The following is a 17,654-nucleotide window of genomic DNA, read 5'->3' on the forward strand; positions in this document are numbered from 1 at the left end:
GAGTGCCAACGACGACCAGCAGGCGACCAGCCGACGACCGATCGACCGACCGCATCCGGAGGTGTGCGCGATGCTCAGTGAACGCAGGCTCGAGGTACTGCGCGCCATCGTCCAGGACTACGTCGGGACGGAGGAACCGGTCGGTTCCAAGGCGCTCACCGAGCGGCACCGCCTCGGCGTCTCCCCGGCCACCGTGCGCAACGACATGGCCGTGCTGGAGGAGGAGGGCTACATCGCCCAGCCCCACACCAGCGCCGGCCGGATCCCCACGGACAAGGGCTACCGCCTCTTCGTGGACAAGCTGGCGGGGGTCAAACCGCTGTCGACGCCCGAGCGCAGGGCCATCCAGAACTTCCTCGACGGCGCCGTCGACCTCGACGACGTGGTGGGCCGCACGGTGCGCCTGCTCGCCCAGCTCACCCGGCAGGTCGCCGTCGTCCAGTACCCCTCCCTGACCCGCTCCACCGTCCGGCACGTCGAGCTGCTGTCGCTGGCCCCGGCCCGGCTGATGCTCGTGGTGATCACGGACACCGGGCGGGTCGAGCAGCGCCTCGTGGACTGCCAGACGCCCTTCGGGGAGACCTCCCTGGCCGACCTGCGGGCGCGGCTGAACAGCCGGGTCGTCGGCCGTCGCTTCACCGACGTGCCGCAGCTCGTGCAGGACCTTCCGGAGTCGTTCGAGACCGAGGACCGGGCGACGGTCAAGGCCGTCCTCGCGACCCTCCTCGAAACGCTGGAGGAGGAGGCGGAGGAGCGGCTGATGATCGGCGGCACCGCCAACCTCACTCGCTTCGGACATGATTTTCCCTTGACGATCAGGCCGGTGCTGGAAGCGCTGGAGGAGCACGTCGTGCTCCTCAAGCTGCTGGGCGAGGCAGGGGAGTCGGGGATGGCGGTACGGATCGGTCACGAGAACGCCTACGAGGGACTCAACTCCACGTCGGTCGTCTCCGTCGGCTACGGTTCGGGCGGCGAGGCAGTCGCCAAACTCGGCGTGGTCGGACCGACCCGCATGGACTACCCCGGAACGATGGGAGCGGTACGCGCAGTGGCACGTTACGTCGGACAGATCCTGGCGGAGTCGTAAGTGGCCACGGACTACTACGCCGTACTCGGCGTGCGCCGCGACGCATCGCAGGACGAGATCAAGAAGGCCTTCCGGCGGCTCGCGCGCGAGCTGCACCCGGACGTCAATCCCGATCCCAAGACGCAAGAGCGCTTCAAGGAGATCAACGCCGCCTACGAGGTCCTCTCGGACCCGCAGAAGAAGCAGGTCTACGACCTCGGCGGCGACCCGCTGTCCTCCTCGGGCGGCGGCGGCGCGGGCGGCTTCGGCGCGGGCGGCTTCGGCAACTTCTCCGACATCATGGACGCCTTCTTCGGCCAGTCCCAGCAGCGCGGACCGCGCTCGCGGACCCGCCGCGGCCAGGACGCCATGATCCGCCTGGACCTGGAACTGGACGAGGCGGCCTTCGGGACGACCAAGGACATCCAGGTCGACACGGCGATCGTCTGCACCACCTGCTCCGGTGAGGGCGCCGCCCCCGGCACCTCCGCGCAGACCTGTGACATGTGCCGCGGCCGCGGTGAGGTCTCGCAGGTCACCCGGTCCTTCCTGGGCCAGGTCATGACCTCGCGCCCCTGCCCGCAGTGCCAGGGCTTCGGCACCGTGGTTCCGACCCCGTGCCCCGAGTGCGCGGGCGACGGCCGGGTCCGCTCCCGCCGCAGCCTCACGGTCAAGATCCCGGCCGGCGTCGAGAACGGCACCCGGATCCAGCTCGCGGGCGAGGGCGAGGTCGGCCCCGGCGGCGGCCCCGCCGGCGACCTGTACGTGGAGATCCACGAGCTGCCGCACCCCGTCTTCCAGCGGCGCGGCGACGACCTGCACTGCACGGTCACCATCCCGATGACCGCGGCCTCCCTCGGCACCAAGTGCCCGCTGGAGACCCTGGACGGCATGGAGGAGATCGACATCCGGCCCGGCACCCAGTCCGGCCAGTCGATCCCGCTGCACGGGCGCGGCGTCACCCACCTGCGCGGCGGCGGCCGCGGCGACCTGATCGTCCACGTCGAGGTCACCACCCCGAACAAGCTGGACGCCCAGCAGGAGGAGCTGCTGCGCCAGCTCGCCAAGCTGCGCGGCGAGGAGCGGCCCACGGGTCAGTTCGCGCCCGGCCAGCAGGGCCTGTTCAGCCGCCTGAAGGACGCGTTCAACGGCCGCTGAGCGGCCCGCGGAACCGCACCAGGAGCCCGGCCGGGGAACACCCCGGACCGGGCTCCGGCGCGTTCCGGGGAGCCCCTGAGGGCGCCGCGGGAAGCGGACTATGCCAGGCGAATGCCGTGATTCGGCCCGATGGGCGGGACGTGGCACGATGCAGTCCATGTCCTCCGCACCGAACGGTCTCTCCCCTTACCCGATCGTGCAGGCTCCCATGGCGGGCGGCGCCTCCTGCCCGCCCCTGACGGCCGCCGTGTGCGAGGCCGGCGGGCTGGGCTTCCTGGCCGGCGGCTACAAGACGGCCGACGGCATGTACCAGGAGATCAAACAGACGCGCGGGCTCACCCGCCGCCCCTTCGGCGTGAACCTCTTCATGCCGCAGACCGGCTACGTCGACCCGGCCGCCGTCGAGGCCTACCGCGGACAGCTCGCCGGCGAGGCCAGCTGGTACGAGGTCTCGCTCGCCGAGGAGGACATCATCGGCACCAGCGACGACGGCTACGACGCCAAGCTCGCCATCCTCCTCGAAGACCCCGTCGCCGTCGTCTCCTTCACCTTCGGCTGTCCGGCGCCCGCCGTGTTCACCCGCCTGCGCAAGGCCGGTACGTACGGCATCGTCACCGTGACCTCCGTCGACGAGGCCCGCGCCGCGCAGGAAGCCGGCGCCGACGCCCTCTGCGTCCAGGGCGTCGAGGCCGGCGGCCACCAGGGCACCTACCGCGACGACCCGCAGACCGACGGCACGGCCGGAGTCGGCCTGCTCGCCCTGGTCGCCCAGGTACGGGAAGCGGTCGCCCTCCCCCTCATCGCCTCGGGCGGCCTCATGCGGGGCGCGCAGATCGCGGCGCTCCTCGCGGCGGGCGCGGAGGCGGCCCAGCTCGGTACGGCCTTCCTCGCCTGCCCGGAGTCGGGCGCGCACCCCCTGCACAAGAAGGCCCTGACGGACCCGCTGTTCGCCCACACGGAACTCACCCGGGCCTTCTCGGGCCGCCCCGCACGGGGCCTGGTCAACCGCTTCATGCGGGAGCACGGACCGTACGCCCCGGCCGCCTACCCCCAGGTCCACCACATGACCTCGGGACTGCGCAAGGCGGCGGCCGCGGCCGGGGACCCGCAGGGCATGTCCCTGTGGGCCGGGCAGGGGCACCGGCTGGCGCGGGCGCTGCCCGCCGGGGAGCTGGTCGAGGTGCTGGCGGCCGAACTGGCCGAGGCCCAGAGCGCGTTGAAGGTGTTGCAGATGAGGAGAGCGTCATGACGGCCCCCGTGTTCGTGGTCGAAGAGGTCCCCGCGGGGCCGGAGTTCGTGCTGGACGGCCCCGAGGGCCGGCACGCGGTGTCCGTGAAGCGGCTGACACCGGGCGAGGAGGTCGTCCTCACCGACGGCCGCGGCCGCTGGGCCGAAGCCGTCGTGAAGGCGGCCGAGGGCAAGGACCGGCTGGTCGTCTCCGTCACCGAGGTGTCCGAGGAGGCCGAGCCGGCCGTCCGCATCACCGTCGTCCAGGCCCTGCCCAAGGGCGACCGCGGCGAGGTCGCCGTCGAGACGATGACCGAGACCGGCGTCGACGCGATCGTGCCCTGGCAGGCCTCGCGGTGCATCACCCAGTGGCGCGGCGAACGCGGGGCCAAGTCCCTCGCCAAGTGGCGTGCCACCGCCCGCGAGTCCGGCAAGCAGTCCCGACGGGTCCGCTTCCCCGAGGTGGCCGAGGCCCTGTCCACGAAGCAGGTCGCCGCGCTGCTCGCGGAAGCGGATCTGGCCGTGGTGCTCCACGAGGACCGCGACGCCGCCTCCGGCGCCCTCGCGAGCGCCCCGCTGCCGGAGAAGGGATCCGTCGTGCTGGTCGTCGGCCCCGAGGGCGGGGTCTCGCCCGAGGAGCTGGCGGCCTTCGCGCAGGCCGGAGCCCGCCCCTACCGGCTGGGTCGCAGCGTCCTGCGCACCTCCACCGCCGGCACGGCGGCGGCCGCGGTCCTGCTCGCGCGGACGGGCCGCTGGTCCTGAGGCCGGGGGCCGGCGCCTGAGGGCCGGTCCCGCGGCGGGCGGATCCCGGTGGACCTCCGCCGGACCGAGCCGGTCCCGGGGCACCCGGGCCGATACGATGCCCGGACCGATCAACATCACGGAAGGCGCAGCAATGGCCGGGGAACCGCAGGCGGACTGCCTGTTCTGCAAGATCGTCGCAGGGGGCATCCCGGCGACCGTGGTCCGGGAGACCGAGACGACCGTCGCCTTCCGGGACATCAACCCGCAGGCGCCGACGCACGTCCTCGTCATCCCCAAGGTCCACTACCCCGACGCCGCCTCCCTCGCGGCCGCCGAGCCGGGCATCGCGGCCGACGTGCTGCGCGAGGCCGGACAGGTCGCCGCCGACGAGAAGGTCGACGGCCACGGCTACCGGATCGTGCTGAACACCGGCGCGGGGGCCGGCCAGACCGTCTTCCACGCGCACGCGCACGTCCTCGGCGGCCGCGGCCTCGAATGGCCCCCGGGATAACACGTGTCCGTACGCGAGTTCGTGGTCCTCGGCACCGCCAGCCAGGTCCCCACCCGGCACCGCAACCACAACGGCTACCTGCTGCGCTGGGACGGCGAGGGCATCCTCTTCGACCCGGGCGAGGGCACGCAGCGCCAGATGCTGCGCGCCGGGGTCGCGGCGCACGACATCAACCGGATCTGCATCACGCACTTCCACGGTGACCACAGCCTCGGCCTGGCCGGGGTGATCCAGCGGATCAACCTGGACCAGGTCCCGCACCCGGTCACCGCGCACTACCCGGCCTCCGGGCAGAAGTTCTTCGACCGCCTCCGGTACGCGACCGCCTACCGGGAGACGGTCGCGCTCGCCCAGGAGCCGGTCGCCGGGGACGGGGTGCTCGCGCAGGGCCCCGCGTACGTCCTGGAAGCCCGGCTGCTCTCGCACCCGGTGGAGTCCTTCGGCTACCGGATCACGGAGCCGGACGGCCGCCGGATGGTGCCGGAGCTGCTCGCGCGGCACGGGATCAAGGGGCCCGACGTGGGCCGCATCCAGCGCGAGGGGCGGCTCGGCGAGGTCACCCTCGACGACGTCAGCGAGCACCGGGCGGGGCAGCGGTTCGCCTTCGTCATGGACACCCGGCTGTGCTCCGGGGTCGACGAACTGGCGCAGGGCTGCGACATGCTGGTCATCGAGTCGACGTTCCTGGAGCCCGACGAGCGGCTCGCCACCGACCACGGACACCTCACCGCCGGGCAGGCGGCGCGGGTCGCGCGGGACGCGGGCGTCCGGCACCTGGTGCTGACGCACTTCTCGCAGCGGTACTCCGACCCCTCCGCCTTCGAACGGGAGGCGCGGGCGGCGGGATTCGAGGGCGAGCTGACGATCGCGGCGGACCTGGTCACGGTGCCGGTGCCCAAGCGGGCGTAGGGGGTCACCCGGCTGCTTCCGGGAGATTTCACGGTGAGGTGCGTCACACTGGGTTTCGGTCCTGGCGGACAAGGGCAGGGCTGGCAGCTTTCCATCGAAAACCCGCAAGAAGAAACGACACTTCGCTCACCGGGGAGTACACCGTGACCAGTCGGGACAGCCGCATCAGCCGCCAGGGGAAACTGGACCCGCTGGGTCCGCTGCGTGATCCCCACGAGCCGGGCTGCGACGTCTTCCTGACCGGCACGGTCTTCCTCGACATCATCTTCACCGGCCTCGACTCCGCCCCGGTGCGCGGGACGGAGTCCTGGGCGCGCGGCATGGGCTCCAGCCCCGGCGGAGTCGCCAACATGGCCACCGCCCTGGCCCGGCTCGGCCTGCGCACCTCGCTCGCCGCCGCCTTCGGCGACGACCACTACGGCGAGTACTGCTGGGACGCCCTCGAACAGGGCGAGGGCATCGACCTGGCCATGTCCCGCACCATCCCCGGCTGGCACAGCCCCGTCACCGTCTCGATGGCCTACGAGGGCGAGCGCACGATGGTCTCCCACGGCCACGAGGCCCCGCCCCCCGCCCCCGGAGCCGTCCCCCGCTGCCCCCCGAAGGCCCGGGCCGCCGTCGCCTCGCTCGGCGACGGGCCGGGCGAGGACTGGATCGCCGAGGCCGCCCGCCGGGGCTCGCGGATCTTCGCGGACGTGGGCTGGGACGAGACCGGCCGATGGGACCTGGGCGCCCTGGCCGACCTGGAGCACTGCGAGGCCTTCCTGCCCAACGCGGGCGAGGCGATGCGCTACACCCGGACCGAGTGTCCGCGCGCCGCCGCCCGCGCCCTCGCCGAGAAGGTGCCGGTGGCGGTGGTGACGATGGGCGCGGAGGGCTCGTACGCGGTCGACGCCCGGACCGGGGAGACCGCGGAGGTGCCCGCCATCACCGTGGACGCCCTGGACCCGACCGGCGCGGGCGACGTGTACGTGGCGGGCTTCGTCACCGGCAGCCTGGCCGGGTGGCCGCTCGCCGACCGGCTGGCCTTCGCCGGCCTGACCGCCGCACTGTCCGTCCAGGAGTTCGGCGGCTCCCTCTCCGCCCCGGGATGGCCCGAGGTGGCCCACTGGTGGCGCACGGCCCCCGACTCCCTGCGGGGCCGCTACGGCTTCCTGGACGCCCTGGTGCCCCCCGGCGCGGCCCCCTCCCCGCGCCGCCGCGCCGTACCGACGATCGGCTTCAAGCACCCCGTGTGACCGCACGCCCGGCCCCCGGGGGGAGAGGTCCGGCGCCGGGCCGTAAATCCCCTCGGGGATGCGCCGGGGTGGACGTACCCTTGGTACTCCGGAGGTCGGCGATCCGCGCGACCCCTCAGCGGGAGGTATGCGCAGGCCACAGTGCCGGCCCATGACTCAGACACCGACAGCCCACACCCCCGCGCCGGGGCAGGCGCGCGCCCACTTCACCGTTCCGGCAACGCACCCGATGGTGACCGTGCTCGGCTCGGGTGACGCCCTGCTGCGCGTGATCGAGAAGGCCTTCCCGAGGGCCGACATCCACGTTCGGGGAAATCAGGTCAGCGCCATCGGGGAAGCGGCGGAAGTCGCCCTGATCCAGCGCCTGTTCGACGAGATGATGCTGGTGCTCCGCACCGGGCAGCCGATGACGGAGGACGCAGTGGAACGCTCGATCGCCATGCTCAAGGCGAACGGCTCGGGAGGCGGCGAGGCGGAGACGCCCGCCGAGGTGCTCACGCAGAACATCCTCTCCAGCCGCGGCCGCACCATCCGTCCCAAGACCCTCAACCAGAAGCGCTACGTCGACGCGATCGACAAGAACACGATCGTCTTCGGCATCGGCCCCGCGGGTACCGGCAAGACCTACCTCGCCATGGCGAAGGCGGTCCAGGCCCTGCAGTCCAAGCAGGTCAGCCGCATCATCCTGACCCGCCCCGCGGTCGAGGCGGGCGAACGCCTCGGCTTCCTCCCGGGCACCCTCTTCGACAAGATCGACCCGTACCTGCGCCCGCTCTACGACGCCCTGCACGACATGATCGACCCGGACTCCATCCCCCGCCTCATGGCCGCGGGCACCATCGAGGTGGCGCCCCTGGCCTACATGCGGGGCCGCACCCTCAACGAGGCCTTCGTCGTCCTCGACGAGGCGCAGAACACGACCACCGAGCAGATGAAGATGTTCCTGACCCGGCTCGGCTTCGATTCGAAGATCGTGGTCACCGGTGACGTGACACAGGTCGACCTGCCCGGTGGGGCCAAGAGCGGTCTGCGCCAGGTCCAGGACATCCTCGAAGGCGTGCCCGACATCCACTTCTCGCGGCTCACGTCCGAGGATGTCGTCCGCCACAAGCTGGTCGGCCGTATCGTCGACGCGTACGAGAAGTACGACGGCAACCAGCAGGCCCCGAACGGCCACCAGCGGAAGTAGAGCTCAGCGCACCATGTCGATCGACGTCAACAACGAGTCCGGAACCGAGGTCGACGAGCAGGCGATCCTCGACATCGCCCGCTACGCGCTCACCCGGATGCGGATCCACCCGCTGTCCGAGCTCTCCGTCATCGTCATCGACGAGGACGCCATGGAGCAGCTCCACATCCAGTGGATGGACCTGCCCGGTCCCACCGACGTCATGTCCTTCCCGATGGACGAGCTGCGTCCGCCGTCCAAGGACGACGAGGAGCCCCCGCAGGGGCTCCTCGGCGACATCGTGCTGTGCCCCGAGGTGGCCAAGAAGCAGGGCGAGGACGCGCCGACGCAGCACTCCATGGACGAGGAGCTCCAGCTCCTGACCGTCCACGGGGTGCTGCACCTGCTCGGGTACGACCACGAGGAGCCGGACGAGAAGGCCGAGATGTTCGGCCTCCAGGCGGCCATCGTCGACGGCTGGCGCGGTGAGCGCGGCATGACCGGCCCGTCCCCGGCCCCCACCGTCTCGTGACCGCTCCGCAGCTGATCACGGGGGCGGTCCTGCTGGTGGTGGTCGCCTGGTTCGCGGCGTGCGCCGAGTCCGGCATCGCCCGCGTCTCCAGCTTCCGCGCCGAGCAGGCCGTACGCGAGGGCCGGCGCGGCAGCGCGAAGCTCGCCCAGGTCGCCGGCGACCCCACCCGCTACGTCAACGTGGCCCTGCTGGTGCGCGTCACCTGCGAGATGGCGGCGGGGGTGCTCGTCACGTACGTCTGCCTCGACTCGTTCGGCGAGAACTGGACCGCGCTGCTCGTCGCCATCGCCGTCATGGTGCTGGTCTCGTACGTGGCGGTGGGCGTGTCCCCCCGTACGATCGGCCGCCAGCACCCGATGAACACCGCGACGGCGGCCGCGTACGTCCTCGTACCGCTCGCCCGCGTCATGGGGCCGATTCCGCAACTGCTGATCCTCCTCGGCAACGCGCTCACACCCGGCAAGGGCTTCCGCAAGGGGCCCTTCGCCTCCGAGGCCGAGCTGCGCGCGATGGTGGACCTCGCGGAGAAGGAATCGCTGATCGAGGACGACGAGCGCCGGATGGTGCACCAGGTCTTCGAGCTGGGGGACACGCTCGTGCGCGAGGTGATGGTGCCCCGCACCGACCTGGTGTGCATCGAGCGGTACAAGACGGTCCGGCAGGCCACGACGCTCGCCCTGCGGTCGGGCTTCTCGCGGATCCCCGTCACCGGGGAGAACGAGGACGACATCGTCGGGATCGTGTACCTGAAGGACCTCGTCCGCAAGACCCACATCAGCCGGGAGGCGGAGGCCGACCTGGTCTCGACGGCGATGCGGCCCGCCGTGTTCGTGCCCGACACGAAGAACGCGGGGGACCTGCTGCGCGAGATGCAGTCCGTGCGCAACCACGTGGCCGTCGTCATCGACGAGTACGGCGGCACGGCCGGGATCGTCACCATCGAGGACATCCTGGAGGAGATCGTCGGCGAGATCACCGACGAGTACGACCGCGAGCTGCCGCCCGTCGAGGAACTGGGCGACGACCGCTACCGGGTCACCGCGCGCCTGGACATCACCGACCTCGGCGAGCTGTTCAAGGTCGAGGCCTTCGACGACGAGGACGTGGAGACGGTCGGCGGGCTGCTGGCGAAGGCGCTCGGCCGGGTGCCGATCGCCGGCGCCTCGGCGATGGTCGACCTGCCGGACGGCCGCCCGCTGCGGCTGACCGCCGAATCCCCGGCGGGACGCCGGAACAAGATCGTGACGGTGCTCGTGGAGCCGGTGGCGGCGGTCGCGGCCGAAGGGGAGGAAGGCACATGACCCCCGCCGAACTGCGCGCGTTCTGCCTGGGCTTCAACGCGGCGGTCGAGGAGTTCCCCTTCACCCCCGAAACCTCGGTGTTCAAGGTGCTGGGCAAGGTGTTCGCGCTCACCGCGCTGGACGCGGAGCCGCTGAAGGTCAACCTCAAGTGCGAACCGGAGCTGGCGGTGCGGCTGCGCGAGGAGCACGCGGCGATCGTGCCGGGCTGGCACATGAACAAGCGGCACTGGAACACGGTGACCGTGGGCGGGCTGCCGGACGCGCTGGTGCGGGAGCTGGTCGAGGACTCGTACGACCTGGTGGTCGCGGGCCTGCCGAAGGCGGAGCGCCTGCGGCTCGACCGGCCCTGACGCGGGGCCGGCCTCCGGCGGGGCCGGTCGTACGGCCGCGCCGGGGCGCTCCCTATGCTTTCGCCATGACCGAGAGCACGGGGATCGACCCCGAGGACAGCAAGATCATCACGCTGGCGCGGAGCGCGCGGGCCCGCAACGGGGTGCCGGAGGGTGCGGCGGTGCGGGACGAGACCGGGCGCACGTACGTCGCCGGGACGGTGGCGCTGGACTCCCTGAAGCTGAGCGCGCTGCAGACCGCGGTCGCGATGGCGGTGGCGAGCGGGGCGCGGAGCCTGGAGGCGGCGGCCGTGGTGAGCGAAGCGGGGGCTCCTGCGGAGGCGGACCGGGCGGCGGTCGCGGACCTCGGCGGTCCGGACACCCCGGTCCTGCTGGCGGGCCCGGACGGCACGCTGAAGTCGGCGACGCCGGCCGGCCCCTGAGCCGACCGCTCCCCGCCCCCGTCCCCGCCTCCACGGCCGGCGGGGCCGGAGGTTGCCGGGCCGGCGCCGGGGTTGGCCGGTCGGGGTCGGTGTGTGCCCGGGGCGGGGGCGGGGGCGGGGTGGGGTGTCGGCCGGGACTCAAACGTGATTTGTTGGCGCCCTGTGCCGACCGGCAAGAGGGACCCGGAACAGGCGCCATAAATCATGCCCGTCCCGGACGACACCCCACCCCGCCCCCGCCCCACCCGCAGCCGCCCGCCAGAGCGCACGGCCCACCCGGCCCGCCGGGCCATGGGACCGGCCCCCACCCGCAGCCGCCGGGCACGGCACCCACCCCCCGACCCCCGCCCGGCCAGGGCAGCGGCCTCAGCGGGCCCCCGCCCGGCCAGGGCTGCGGCGGATTACCATCGCCATCAGCGCCGCCGCCGCGCACAGCGCGCCCGACGCGTACCAGACGAGGTCGTACGAGCCGAAGACGTCCCGGGCGACGCCGCCGAGGAAGGCGACCAGGGCCGCGCCCACCTGGTGCGAGGCCAGGACCCAGCCGAAGACGATCGCGCTGTCCTCCCCGTAGTGCTCCCGGCACAGGGCGATGGTCGGCGGGACGGTGGCGACCCAGTCCAGGCCGTAGAAGACGATGAAGAACACCATCGGCGGGTGCACGCTCGGCGCCAGCAGCATCGGCAGGAACAGGAGCGAGATCCCCCGCAGCGCGTAGTAGACCGCCAGCAGCCGCCGCGCCTCGAAGCGGTCCGTGAACCAGCCGGAGGCAATGGTGCCGACGACGTCGAACACCCCGATCACCGCCAGCAGCCCGGCGGCAGCCGTCACCGGCATGCCGTGGTCGTGCGCCGCCGGCACGAAGTGGGTCTTGACCAGGCCGTTCGTCGAGGCCCCGCAGATCGCGAAGGTACCGGCCAGCAGCCAGAAGGGCCCCGTACGGGCGGCCTTGGCCAGCACCGTCACCGCCCGCCGCGCCGCGCCCGGCACCGGCGCGGGCTTCTCCGCGTACGTGCCCCCGTACGGCGCGAGCCCCACGTCCGCGGGGTGGTCGCGCAGCAGCAGCCACACGAACGGCACGACGGACAGCGCCGCGAGCGACACGGTGACCGCCGCCGGGCGCCAGCCGTGGTGTTCGACCAGCCAGGACAGCAGCGGCAGGAAGACCAGCTGACCGGAGGCGCCCGCCGCGGTGAGGACGCCGGTGACGAGGCCGCGCCGGGCGGTGAACCAGCGGTTGGTGACGGTGGCCGCGAAGGCCAGGGCCATCGAGCCGCTGCCGAGGCCGACCAGGACGCCCCAGAACAGCACCAGCTGCCACGGCGCGGTCATCCACACCGTGGCCACGGAGCCGCCGGCTATGACGGTGAGGGCCAGGGCGACGACCTTGCGGATGCCGAAGCGGTCCATCAGCGCCGCGGCGAACGGCGCGGTGAGCCCGTAGAGGGCGAGGTTGACGGAGACGGCGAAGCCGATCGTGCCGCGCGACCAGTCGAACTCCTCGTGCAGCGGTTCGATGAGGAGTCCGGGCAGGGAGGCGAACGCGGCGGCGCCGATGATCGTCACGAAGGAGACGGCCGCGGCGTACCAGGCGCGGTGGATGCGGCCGGGCCGGCGGGGAGCCCGGGGGCCGCCGTCGGCGGGGGTGGTGGAGGTGGGTGCTGTCTGCGTCACGCCGACAGCTTCCGGCCTGCGGGGCACCCGCCGACAGTGGCCTGACCGTCATGCTTCGGTACGATCGGGCCATGGAGCGGAATCCTCGGGCCCACCACCCCCACCGCGTCGTCGTCCTCGCCCTCGCCGGGCTGCTGCCGTTCGAGCTCGGCATCCCGCACCGGATCTTCGGCCGGGCCAAGGATCCGTCCGGGCGGCCGCTCTACGAGATCCTCACCTGCGGACTCGCCCCCGGACCGGTGTCCACGGACGCCGACTTCGCCGTCCACGTCGAGCACGGCCCGCAGCTGCTGGCCACGGCCGACACCGTGGTGGTGCCCGCCTCGTACGAGCTGGGGGCGGTGCACGAGCACGGGGTGCTCACCGCGGAGCTCGCGGCGGCCCTCGCGCACGTCCGGCCCGGCACCCGGCTCGTCTCGATCTGCACGGGCGGCTACGTACTGGCCGCCGCCGGGTACCTGGACGGCCGTCCGGCCACCACCCACTGGGCCTCCGCCGAGCACTTCCAGCGGCTCTTCCCCGCCGTGAAGGTGGACCCTGGCGTGCTCTACACCGACGACGGGGACGTCCTCACCTCCGCGGGGGTCGCCGCCGGGATCGACCTGTGCCTGCACATCGTGCGCCGCGACCACGGAGCGGCCGTCGCCAACGAGGTGGCCCGGCGGACCGTCGTACCGCCCCACCGGGAGGGCGGACAGGCCCAGTTCATCGAGCGCCCGGTGCCCGAGCCGCAGCTGGCCAGCACCACGGCCGCGCGCGCCTGGGTGCTGGACCGGCTGCACGAACCGCTGCGGCTGAGCGATCTGGCCCGGCAGGAGGCCGTGTCGGTACGGACCTTCACGCGCCGGTTCCGCGAGGAGTCCGGGGTCAGCCCGGGGGAGTGGATCACCGGCCAGCGGGTGGAGCGGGCCCGGCGGCTGCTGGAGCGCACGGAGCTGCCGATGGAGCAGGTGGCGCGGGAGGCGGGCTTCGGGACGGCGCAGTCGCTGCGCAAGCACGTCCAGGCGGCGCTGGGGGTGAGCCCGACGGCCTACCGGCGCACCTTCCGCGCCTCCGGCAAGGGGATGGCTCCCGCCACCCTGCCAGCTCCTGATGGGCCATCAGACCCTGCCGGGTCCGTGCCTTGACTTCTCCCGCCGCCCGCTCGTGAATGGCCCCCTGTCGGGGCGGCGGAACGCGGGGGGCGGGCAGTGCGAACAGGCGCGCGCAGCAGGAGACGGTCGGCGGCCGTCGGCATGGCCGTACTCGCCGCGGTGACCGGGGGCGCGCTGAGCGCACCGGCCGCCGCCGTGGGGGAAACGCCCCCGGGGCAGGTCGAGTTCCCCACGCACTGCCTGCCGCCGCAGCAGGCCGGACTGCCGCCCGCGGACGGGCCCACGACGGCCCGGATCACCGTCGACGACCCGGCGCCGCGCGTCGGGGACACGGTGACGGTGACCTACCAGGTGGCCGCGACCCCGGCGGTGAACCCGCTCCCCTCCGAACTGCCCGCCGACGTGCTCACCCCCACCGGACGGGTCCTGCTCGGGGGCGCGCAGAGCGGCGCGGTCACCGTCACCGGCGCCAAGCGCAACGAGCCGGTCCAGCCCGGCGGGGCCCTGCCCGCCGTCACCATGACCGGCACCTTCACCGTCACCGCGCCCGGCCCGATCGCCCTGGCCCCCGGCCCCTACACCCTGCACACCGGCCACCTGCTGGACCTGGACACCGTCTGCACCCCGGCGACGGCGGCCCCGGTCTCCGAACGGCTGACCGCGGCCCCGCTCCCCACCGCCAACCTGCGCGGCGTCACCCTCGCGTCGGCCTACGGAACACCCGGCGCCCGCGTCAAGGTCACCGGAGCGGGCTTCGCCCCGGGCGCGGCCGTGACCGTGGCGGGCCGGGCGGGGGCCGCCGAGACCGCCGACCGGGTCGCGGCCACCGCCGACGCGCACGGGGCGGTGCTGGCGGAGCTGCCCCTGACGGACCGCGCGACGACCGGCGTGGTCGCGTACGAGGGCACGGCCTGGTCGGCGCAGCGGGGCACCGCCCCGGCGGCGTACACGGTCGTCGAGCCCGCCCCGCCGCCGCCCGCGCCCGAAGCCGCGGCCCAGAAGGTGACGGCCACCGTCGAACCGGGCACCCTCGCCATGACCCAGGCGGGCGAGTCGGTGACCCTGGGCGCGGTCCCGTACGGGGACGGCGGCGCGGCGCCGGGACGGATCGGCACCGTCACCGTCAAGGACGCCCGGGGCGGGCCCGCCGGCTGGTCACTGGTCGGCAAGGTCACCGACTTCACCGGGCCGGGCGACGTCCGCATCCCCGGGGCCTCACTGTCCTGGACCCCGTCCTGCACCGCCGCCGAGGGCAGCCCCGGCACCTGCGCGGCGGGCAGCGCGGGCGTGGTCGGCCCGGACGGGGCCGTACTGGCCTCCACGGCCGACGCCCCGCTGACCGGCGGCACCTTCACGGTGGACGCCGCCGTCACCCTCCGGGTGCCGCCCTACACCCCGCCGGGCGCGTACACGGCGGTCCTGACGCTGACCCTGTCGTGACGGCGGTCCGGGCCGTTCGGGTACGGGCCGTCCTGGCCGCGCCGGCCGTCCTGGCCGTGCTGGGCCTCGTCCTGCTCGGGTCCGCCGCCACGGCCGGACCGGCCGCCGCCGCGGACAACGGCCAGTGGTCCGTCCTCCCGGCCGCCACGACCGTCGGGCAGCGCCCCTACTTCTACCTCTCCGCCCCGCCGGGCGGTGAGCTCCGGGACACGGTCACCGTCGCCAACCGCACCGACCGGCCCCGCACCTTCCTCCTCTACGCCGCCGACGCCCACAACACCGCCCGCGACGGCGGTTTCGCCCTGCGCGGCCCCGACGAGCCGCGGCTCGGCGCCGCCGCCTGGACCCGGCTCGCGCGGGAGCGGATCACCGTACCGGCCGGCGGCACGGCGGACGTCGCCTTCACCGTCACCGTCCCCGAACGGGCCGCACCCGGCGACCACCCCGGAGCCGTCGTCGCCGTCGAGGACCTGCCCGCCGCCACCGCCCGGGGCATCGGCGTGCGGCAGGCCGTCGCCGCCCGGATGTACCTGCGGGTGACGGGACCCACCGCCCCCGCCCTCGCCGTCCAGGACGTCCGGGTCGCGGGCAGCGGGAGCGGCGCGGTGATCACGTACACCCTCCACAACCTCGGCAACGTCACCCTGCGCCCCCGCGCCACCCTCACCGCCGCCGGATTCCTCGGCCGGACCCTGCTCCGCCGCGAGCTCACCGGCCTGCCCGCCGAACTGCTGCCCGGCCGGCAGGTCACGCTCAGCGCCCACTGGGACGACCCGCCCGACCTGGAATGGAGCCGGCTGACGGTGGCGGCCGAGGCCGGGGGAGCCACCGCCCGGGGCGCCGCCGACCACACCGCGCACCCCCCGCTCACGACCGCACTGGCCCTCGCTTCGGTGCTCCTGGCGGTGGCCTGGTCGGCGCTGGGAGCCGCATCGGGGAGAATGGCCCGTATGAGCGATCGTTCCCCCGAGCCCACCGCCCCGCACCGCGCGGGCTTCGCCTGCTTCGTCGGCCGCCCCAACGCGGGCAAGTCGACCCTGACCAACGCGCTCGTGGGCACCAAGGTCGCGATCACCTCCAACCGGCCGCAGACCACCCGCCACACCGTGCGCGGCATCGTGCACCGCAAGGACGCGCAGCTCGTCCTGGTCGACACGCCCGGTCTCCACAAGCCGCGCACCCTGCTCGGCGAGCGCCTGAACGATGTCGTGCGGACCACCTGGGCCGAGGTCGATGTCATCGGTTTCTGCCTGCCCGCCGACCAGAAGCTCGGCCCCGGCGACAAGTTCATCGCCAAGGAGCTCGCGGGGATCAAGAAGACCCCCAAGATCGCCATCATCACCAAGACCGACCTGGTCGAGTCCAAGGCGCTCGCCGAACAGCTCCTCGCCGTGCACCAGCTCGGCGCCGAGCTCGGCTTCGAGTGGGCCGAGATCGTGCCCGTCTCGGCGGTCGGCGACAGCCAGGTCCAGCTGCTGGCCGACCTGATCGCGCCGCTGCTGCCGGAGAGCCCGCCCCTGTACCCGGAGGGCGACCTCACCGACGAGCCCGAGATGGTCATGGTCGCCGAGCTCATCCGCGAGGCCGCGCTGGAAGGCGTGCGCGACGAACTCCCGCACTCCATCGCCGTCGTGGTCGAGGAGATGATCCCGCGGGAGAACCGCCCGGCCGACCGCCCCCTGCTCGACATCCACGCCAACGTCTACATCGAGCGTCCGAGCCAGAAGGGCATCATCATCGGCCCGAAGGGCTCGCGCCTGAAGGAGGTCGGCATGAAGTCGCGCAAGCACATCGAGGCGCTGCTCGGCACGCCGGTCTTCCTCGACCTGCACGTGAAGGTCGCCAAGGACTGGCAGCGCGACCCCAAGCAGCTCCGCAAGCTCGGCTTCTGATCGCCTGACGACACGACCTGGGGCAGCCGCCGGACCTTCACCACGTGGTCGGGGCGGCCGCCGCAGGGCCGGGCCCCGTGCGGGGCCGGACTACGCCCGCGGCGGTTCCGCGATCAGGGCCGTTCCCACCCGGCGGAACCCGGCGCGGCCGTAGATCCGGGCCACGTCCTCGTCGCCGGCCGACAGGAACACCGTCCGCGCCCCGCGCTCGCGGGCCCGCGCCACCAGGGCAGCCGTCACCGCGAGGGCCAGCCCCTGCCGCCGGGCGGCGGGCAGCGTGCCCACGGCGACGACCTCGGCGACGTCCCCGACGGGGTTGTACATGCCCGAGCAGAGCACCACCCCGTCCCGCACGGCCGCCGCCATCGCCGTACGGGAGGCCGTGAGCAGCTCCGCGACCCGGGCGCGGCGCTGCTCGACCTCCGGGCCGGCCAGCGCCACGGCCAGCTCCGCGGGGCCCGCCTCGCCGAGTGCCGTGCCGGGCGCCGAGAAGGCCAGGGCCGGCACGGTCACGGCCGCCGCGAGCAACGGGTCCGCGGCGTCGAGGATCCGTACGTCGGGATGCGGGGCGAGGGGTTCCGCGTCCGCGTCGAGGGCCATCAGCGGGTGCGCGTGGACGTGGAGTCCGGCCGCTTCCACGGCGGCCCGCAGGGAGGGGCTGGTTTCGGCCACCCACTCGAAGGCCTCGGGAAGCTCCAGCTCGCGCTGCCGCTCCCGTACCCGCTCCACGTCCGCCGCCGTGGCGGCGGGGCCGCCGAGGGCGGGCCGCGCGTAGTACGGCCAGCCCGTGCCCTCCTGTACGAAGAGGGTCAGCGGTCCGAAGTCCTCGGCGCGGGCCCCGCCGTGCCGGGGGACGGTGTCGTAGTACCGCTCCAGCGCGTCCAAGATCGTGTTCGTCATCCGGTCATCCAAGCAAAGGGGGACCGGC

At 73.6% G+C, this 17,654-nt stretch carries 17 protein-coding genes and 1 pseudogene; 16 read left to right on the forward strand and 2 right to left on the reverse strand.

The window, feature by feature from the left end; genetic code table 11:
• Positions 1-70: 70 nt before the first annotated feature.
• From hrcA to ABZZ17_RS10150, 12 genes are all read left to right on the forward strand, one after another.
• The gene (gene hrcA / locus ABZZ17_RS10095; RefSeq protein ID WP_356874022.1) at positions 71-1,087 is read left to right on the forward strand and encodes a heat-inducible transcriptional repressor HrcA; all 1,017 of its coding nucleotides are present in this window, start codon (positions 71-73) and stop codon (positions 1,085-1,087) included.
• Positions 1,088-2,224 (forward strand): molecular chaperone DnaJ, encoded by a 1,137-nt coding sequence (dnaJ, locus tag ABZZ17_RS10100; RefSeq protein WP_356874024.1) that lies wholly within the window; start codon positions 1,088-1,090, stop codon positions 2,222-2,224.
• A gap of 157 nt (positions 2,225-2,381) precedes the next feature.
• A complete protein-coding gene (locus ABZZ17_RS10105; protein WP_356874026.1) occupies positions 2,382-3,473 on the forward strand; it encodes a nitronate monooxygenase in 1,092 nt (363 codons plus the stop codon).
• Positions 3,470-4,213 (forward strand): 16S rRNA (uracil(1498)-N(3))-methyltransferase, encoded by a 744-nt coding sequence (locus tag ABZZ17_RS10110; RefSeq protein ID WP_356874028.1) that lies wholly within the window; start codon positions 3,470-3,472, stop codon positions 4,211-4,213. Before ABZZ17_RS10105 ends, ABZZ17_RS10110 begins: the two co-directional genes overlap by 4 nt.
• A 133-nt stretch (positions 4,214-4,346) precedes the next feature.
• On the forward strand, positions 4,347-4,706 hold the full coding sequence (locus tag ABZZ17_RS10115) for a histidine triad nucleotide-binding protein (RefSeq protein ID WP_356874030.1): 360 nt from the start codon (positions 4,347-4,349) through the stop codon (positions 4,704-4,706).
• Positions 4,707-4,709: 3 nt separating this feature from the next.
• A complete protein-coding gene (locus ABZZ17_RS10120; protein WP_356874032.1) occupies positions 4,710-5,615 on the forward strand; it encodes a ribonuclease Z in 906 nt (301 codons plus the stop codon).
• 143 nt (positions 5,616-5,758) lie between these two features.
• Positions 5,759-6,853, forward strand: a complete 1,095-nt coding sequence (locus ABZZ17_RS10125; protein ID WP_356874034.1) for a PfkB family carbohydrate kinase — start codon at positions 5,759-5,761, stop codon at positions 6,851-6,853.
• 151 nt (positions 6,854-7,004) lie between these two features.
• The gene (locus ABZZ17_RS10130) at positions 7,005-8,042 is read left to right on the forward strand and encodes a PhoH family protein (protein ID WP_356874036.1); all 1,038 of its coding nucleotides are present in this window, start codon (positions 7,005-7,007) and stop codon (positions 8,040-8,042) included.
• A 13-nt stretch (positions 8,043-8,055) separates the two neighbouring features.
• Complete coding sequence (ybeY, locus tag ABZZ17_RS10135) at positions 8,056-8,553, forward strand: rRNA maturation RNase YbeY (protein WP_356210774.1); 498 nt, start codon at positions 8,056-8,058, stop codon at positions 8,551-8,553.
• Entirely contained in the window at positions 8,550-9,854 is a 1,305-nt protein-coding gene (locus ABZZ17_RS10140; protein WP_356874039.1) for a hemolysin family protein, read from the forward strand. Before ybeY ends, ABZZ17_RS10140 begins: the two co-directional genes overlap by 4 nt.
• Positions 9,851-10,204 (forward strand): MmcQ/YjbR family DNA-binding protein, encoded by a 354-nt coding sequence (locus ABZZ17_RS10145; RefSeq protein ID WP_356874041.1) that lies wholly within the window; start codon positions 9,851-9,853, stop codon positions 10,202-10,204. The genes ABZZ17_RS10140 and ABZZ17_RS10145 overlap by 4 nt, the downstream gene beginning before the upstream one ends.
• A gap of 65 nt (positions 10,205-10,269) precedes the next feature.
• On the forward strand, positions 10,270-10,626 hold the full coding sequence (locus tag ABZZ17_RS10150; protein WP_356874043.1) for a cytidine deaminase: 357 nt from the start codon (positions 10,270-10,272) through the stop codon (positions 10,624-10,626).
• A 366-nt stretch (positions 10,627-10,992) separates the two neighbouring features.
• Here the strand turns inward: ABZZ17_RS10150 and ABZZ17_RS10155 are convergent, their stop codons facing one another.
• Positions 10,993-12,300, reverse strand: a complete 1,308-nt coding sequence (locus ABZZ17_RS10155) for an MFS transporter (RefSeq protein WP_356874045.1) — start codon at positions 12,298-12,300, stop codon at positions 10,993-10,995.
• A gap of 71 nt (positions 12,301-12,371) precedes the next feature.
• Between ABZZ17_RS10155 and ABZZ17_RS10160 the strand changes: the two genes are divergently transcribed.
• The 4 genes and pseudogenes from ABZZ17_RS10160 to era all read left to right on the forward strand — a co-directional run bounded on the left by ABZZ17_RS10160 (position 12,372) and on the right by era (position 16,726).
• Positions 12,372-13,427, forward strand: a complete 1,056-nt coding sequence (locus ABZZ17_RS10160; protein ID WP_356874047.1) for a helix-turn-helix domain-containing protein — start codon at positions 12,372-12,374, stop codon at positions 13,425-13,427.
• A 108-nt stretch (positions 13,428-13,535) separates the two neighbouring features.
• Positions 13,536-14,834 carry a beta-xylosidase gene (locus ABZZ17_RS10165; RefSeq protein ID WP_356874163.1) on the forward strand — a complete coding sequence of 433 codons (1,299 nt, stop codon included), beginning with the start codon at positions 13,536-13,538 and terminating at the stop codon, positions 14,832-14,834.
• Positions 14,835-14,890: 56 nt separating this feature from the next.
• Positions 14,891-15,277 (forward strand): annotated as a pseudogene (locus tag ABZZ17_RS10170) (DUF916 domain-containing protein); the annotation flags it as partial.
• Positions 15,278-15,775: 498 nt separating this feature from the next.
• On the forward strand, positions 15,776-16,726 hold the full coding sequence (gene era, locus ABZZ17_RS10175) for a GTPase Era (protein ID WP_356874165.1): 951 nt from the start codon (positions 15,776-15,778) through the stop codon (positions 16,724-16,726).
• A gap of 90 nt (positions 16,727-16,816) precedes the next feature.
• Here the strand turns inward: era and ABZZ17_RS10180 are convergent, their stop codons facing one another.
• On the reverse strand, positions 16,817-17,626 hold the full coding sequence (locus ABZZ17_RS10180; RefSeq protein ID WP_356874049.1) for a GNAT family N-acetyltransferase: 810 nt from the start codon (positions 17,624-17,626) through the stop codon (positions 16,817-16,819).
• Between the last annotated feature and the right edge of the window lie 28 nt (positions 17,627-17,654).

Origin of the sequence: Streptomyces sp. NPDC006512 (genome assembly GCF_040611935.1) — a bacterium.
Taxonomy (GTDB): domain Bacteria; phylum Actinomycetota; class Actinomycetes; order Streptomycetales; family Streptomycetaceae; genus Streptomyces.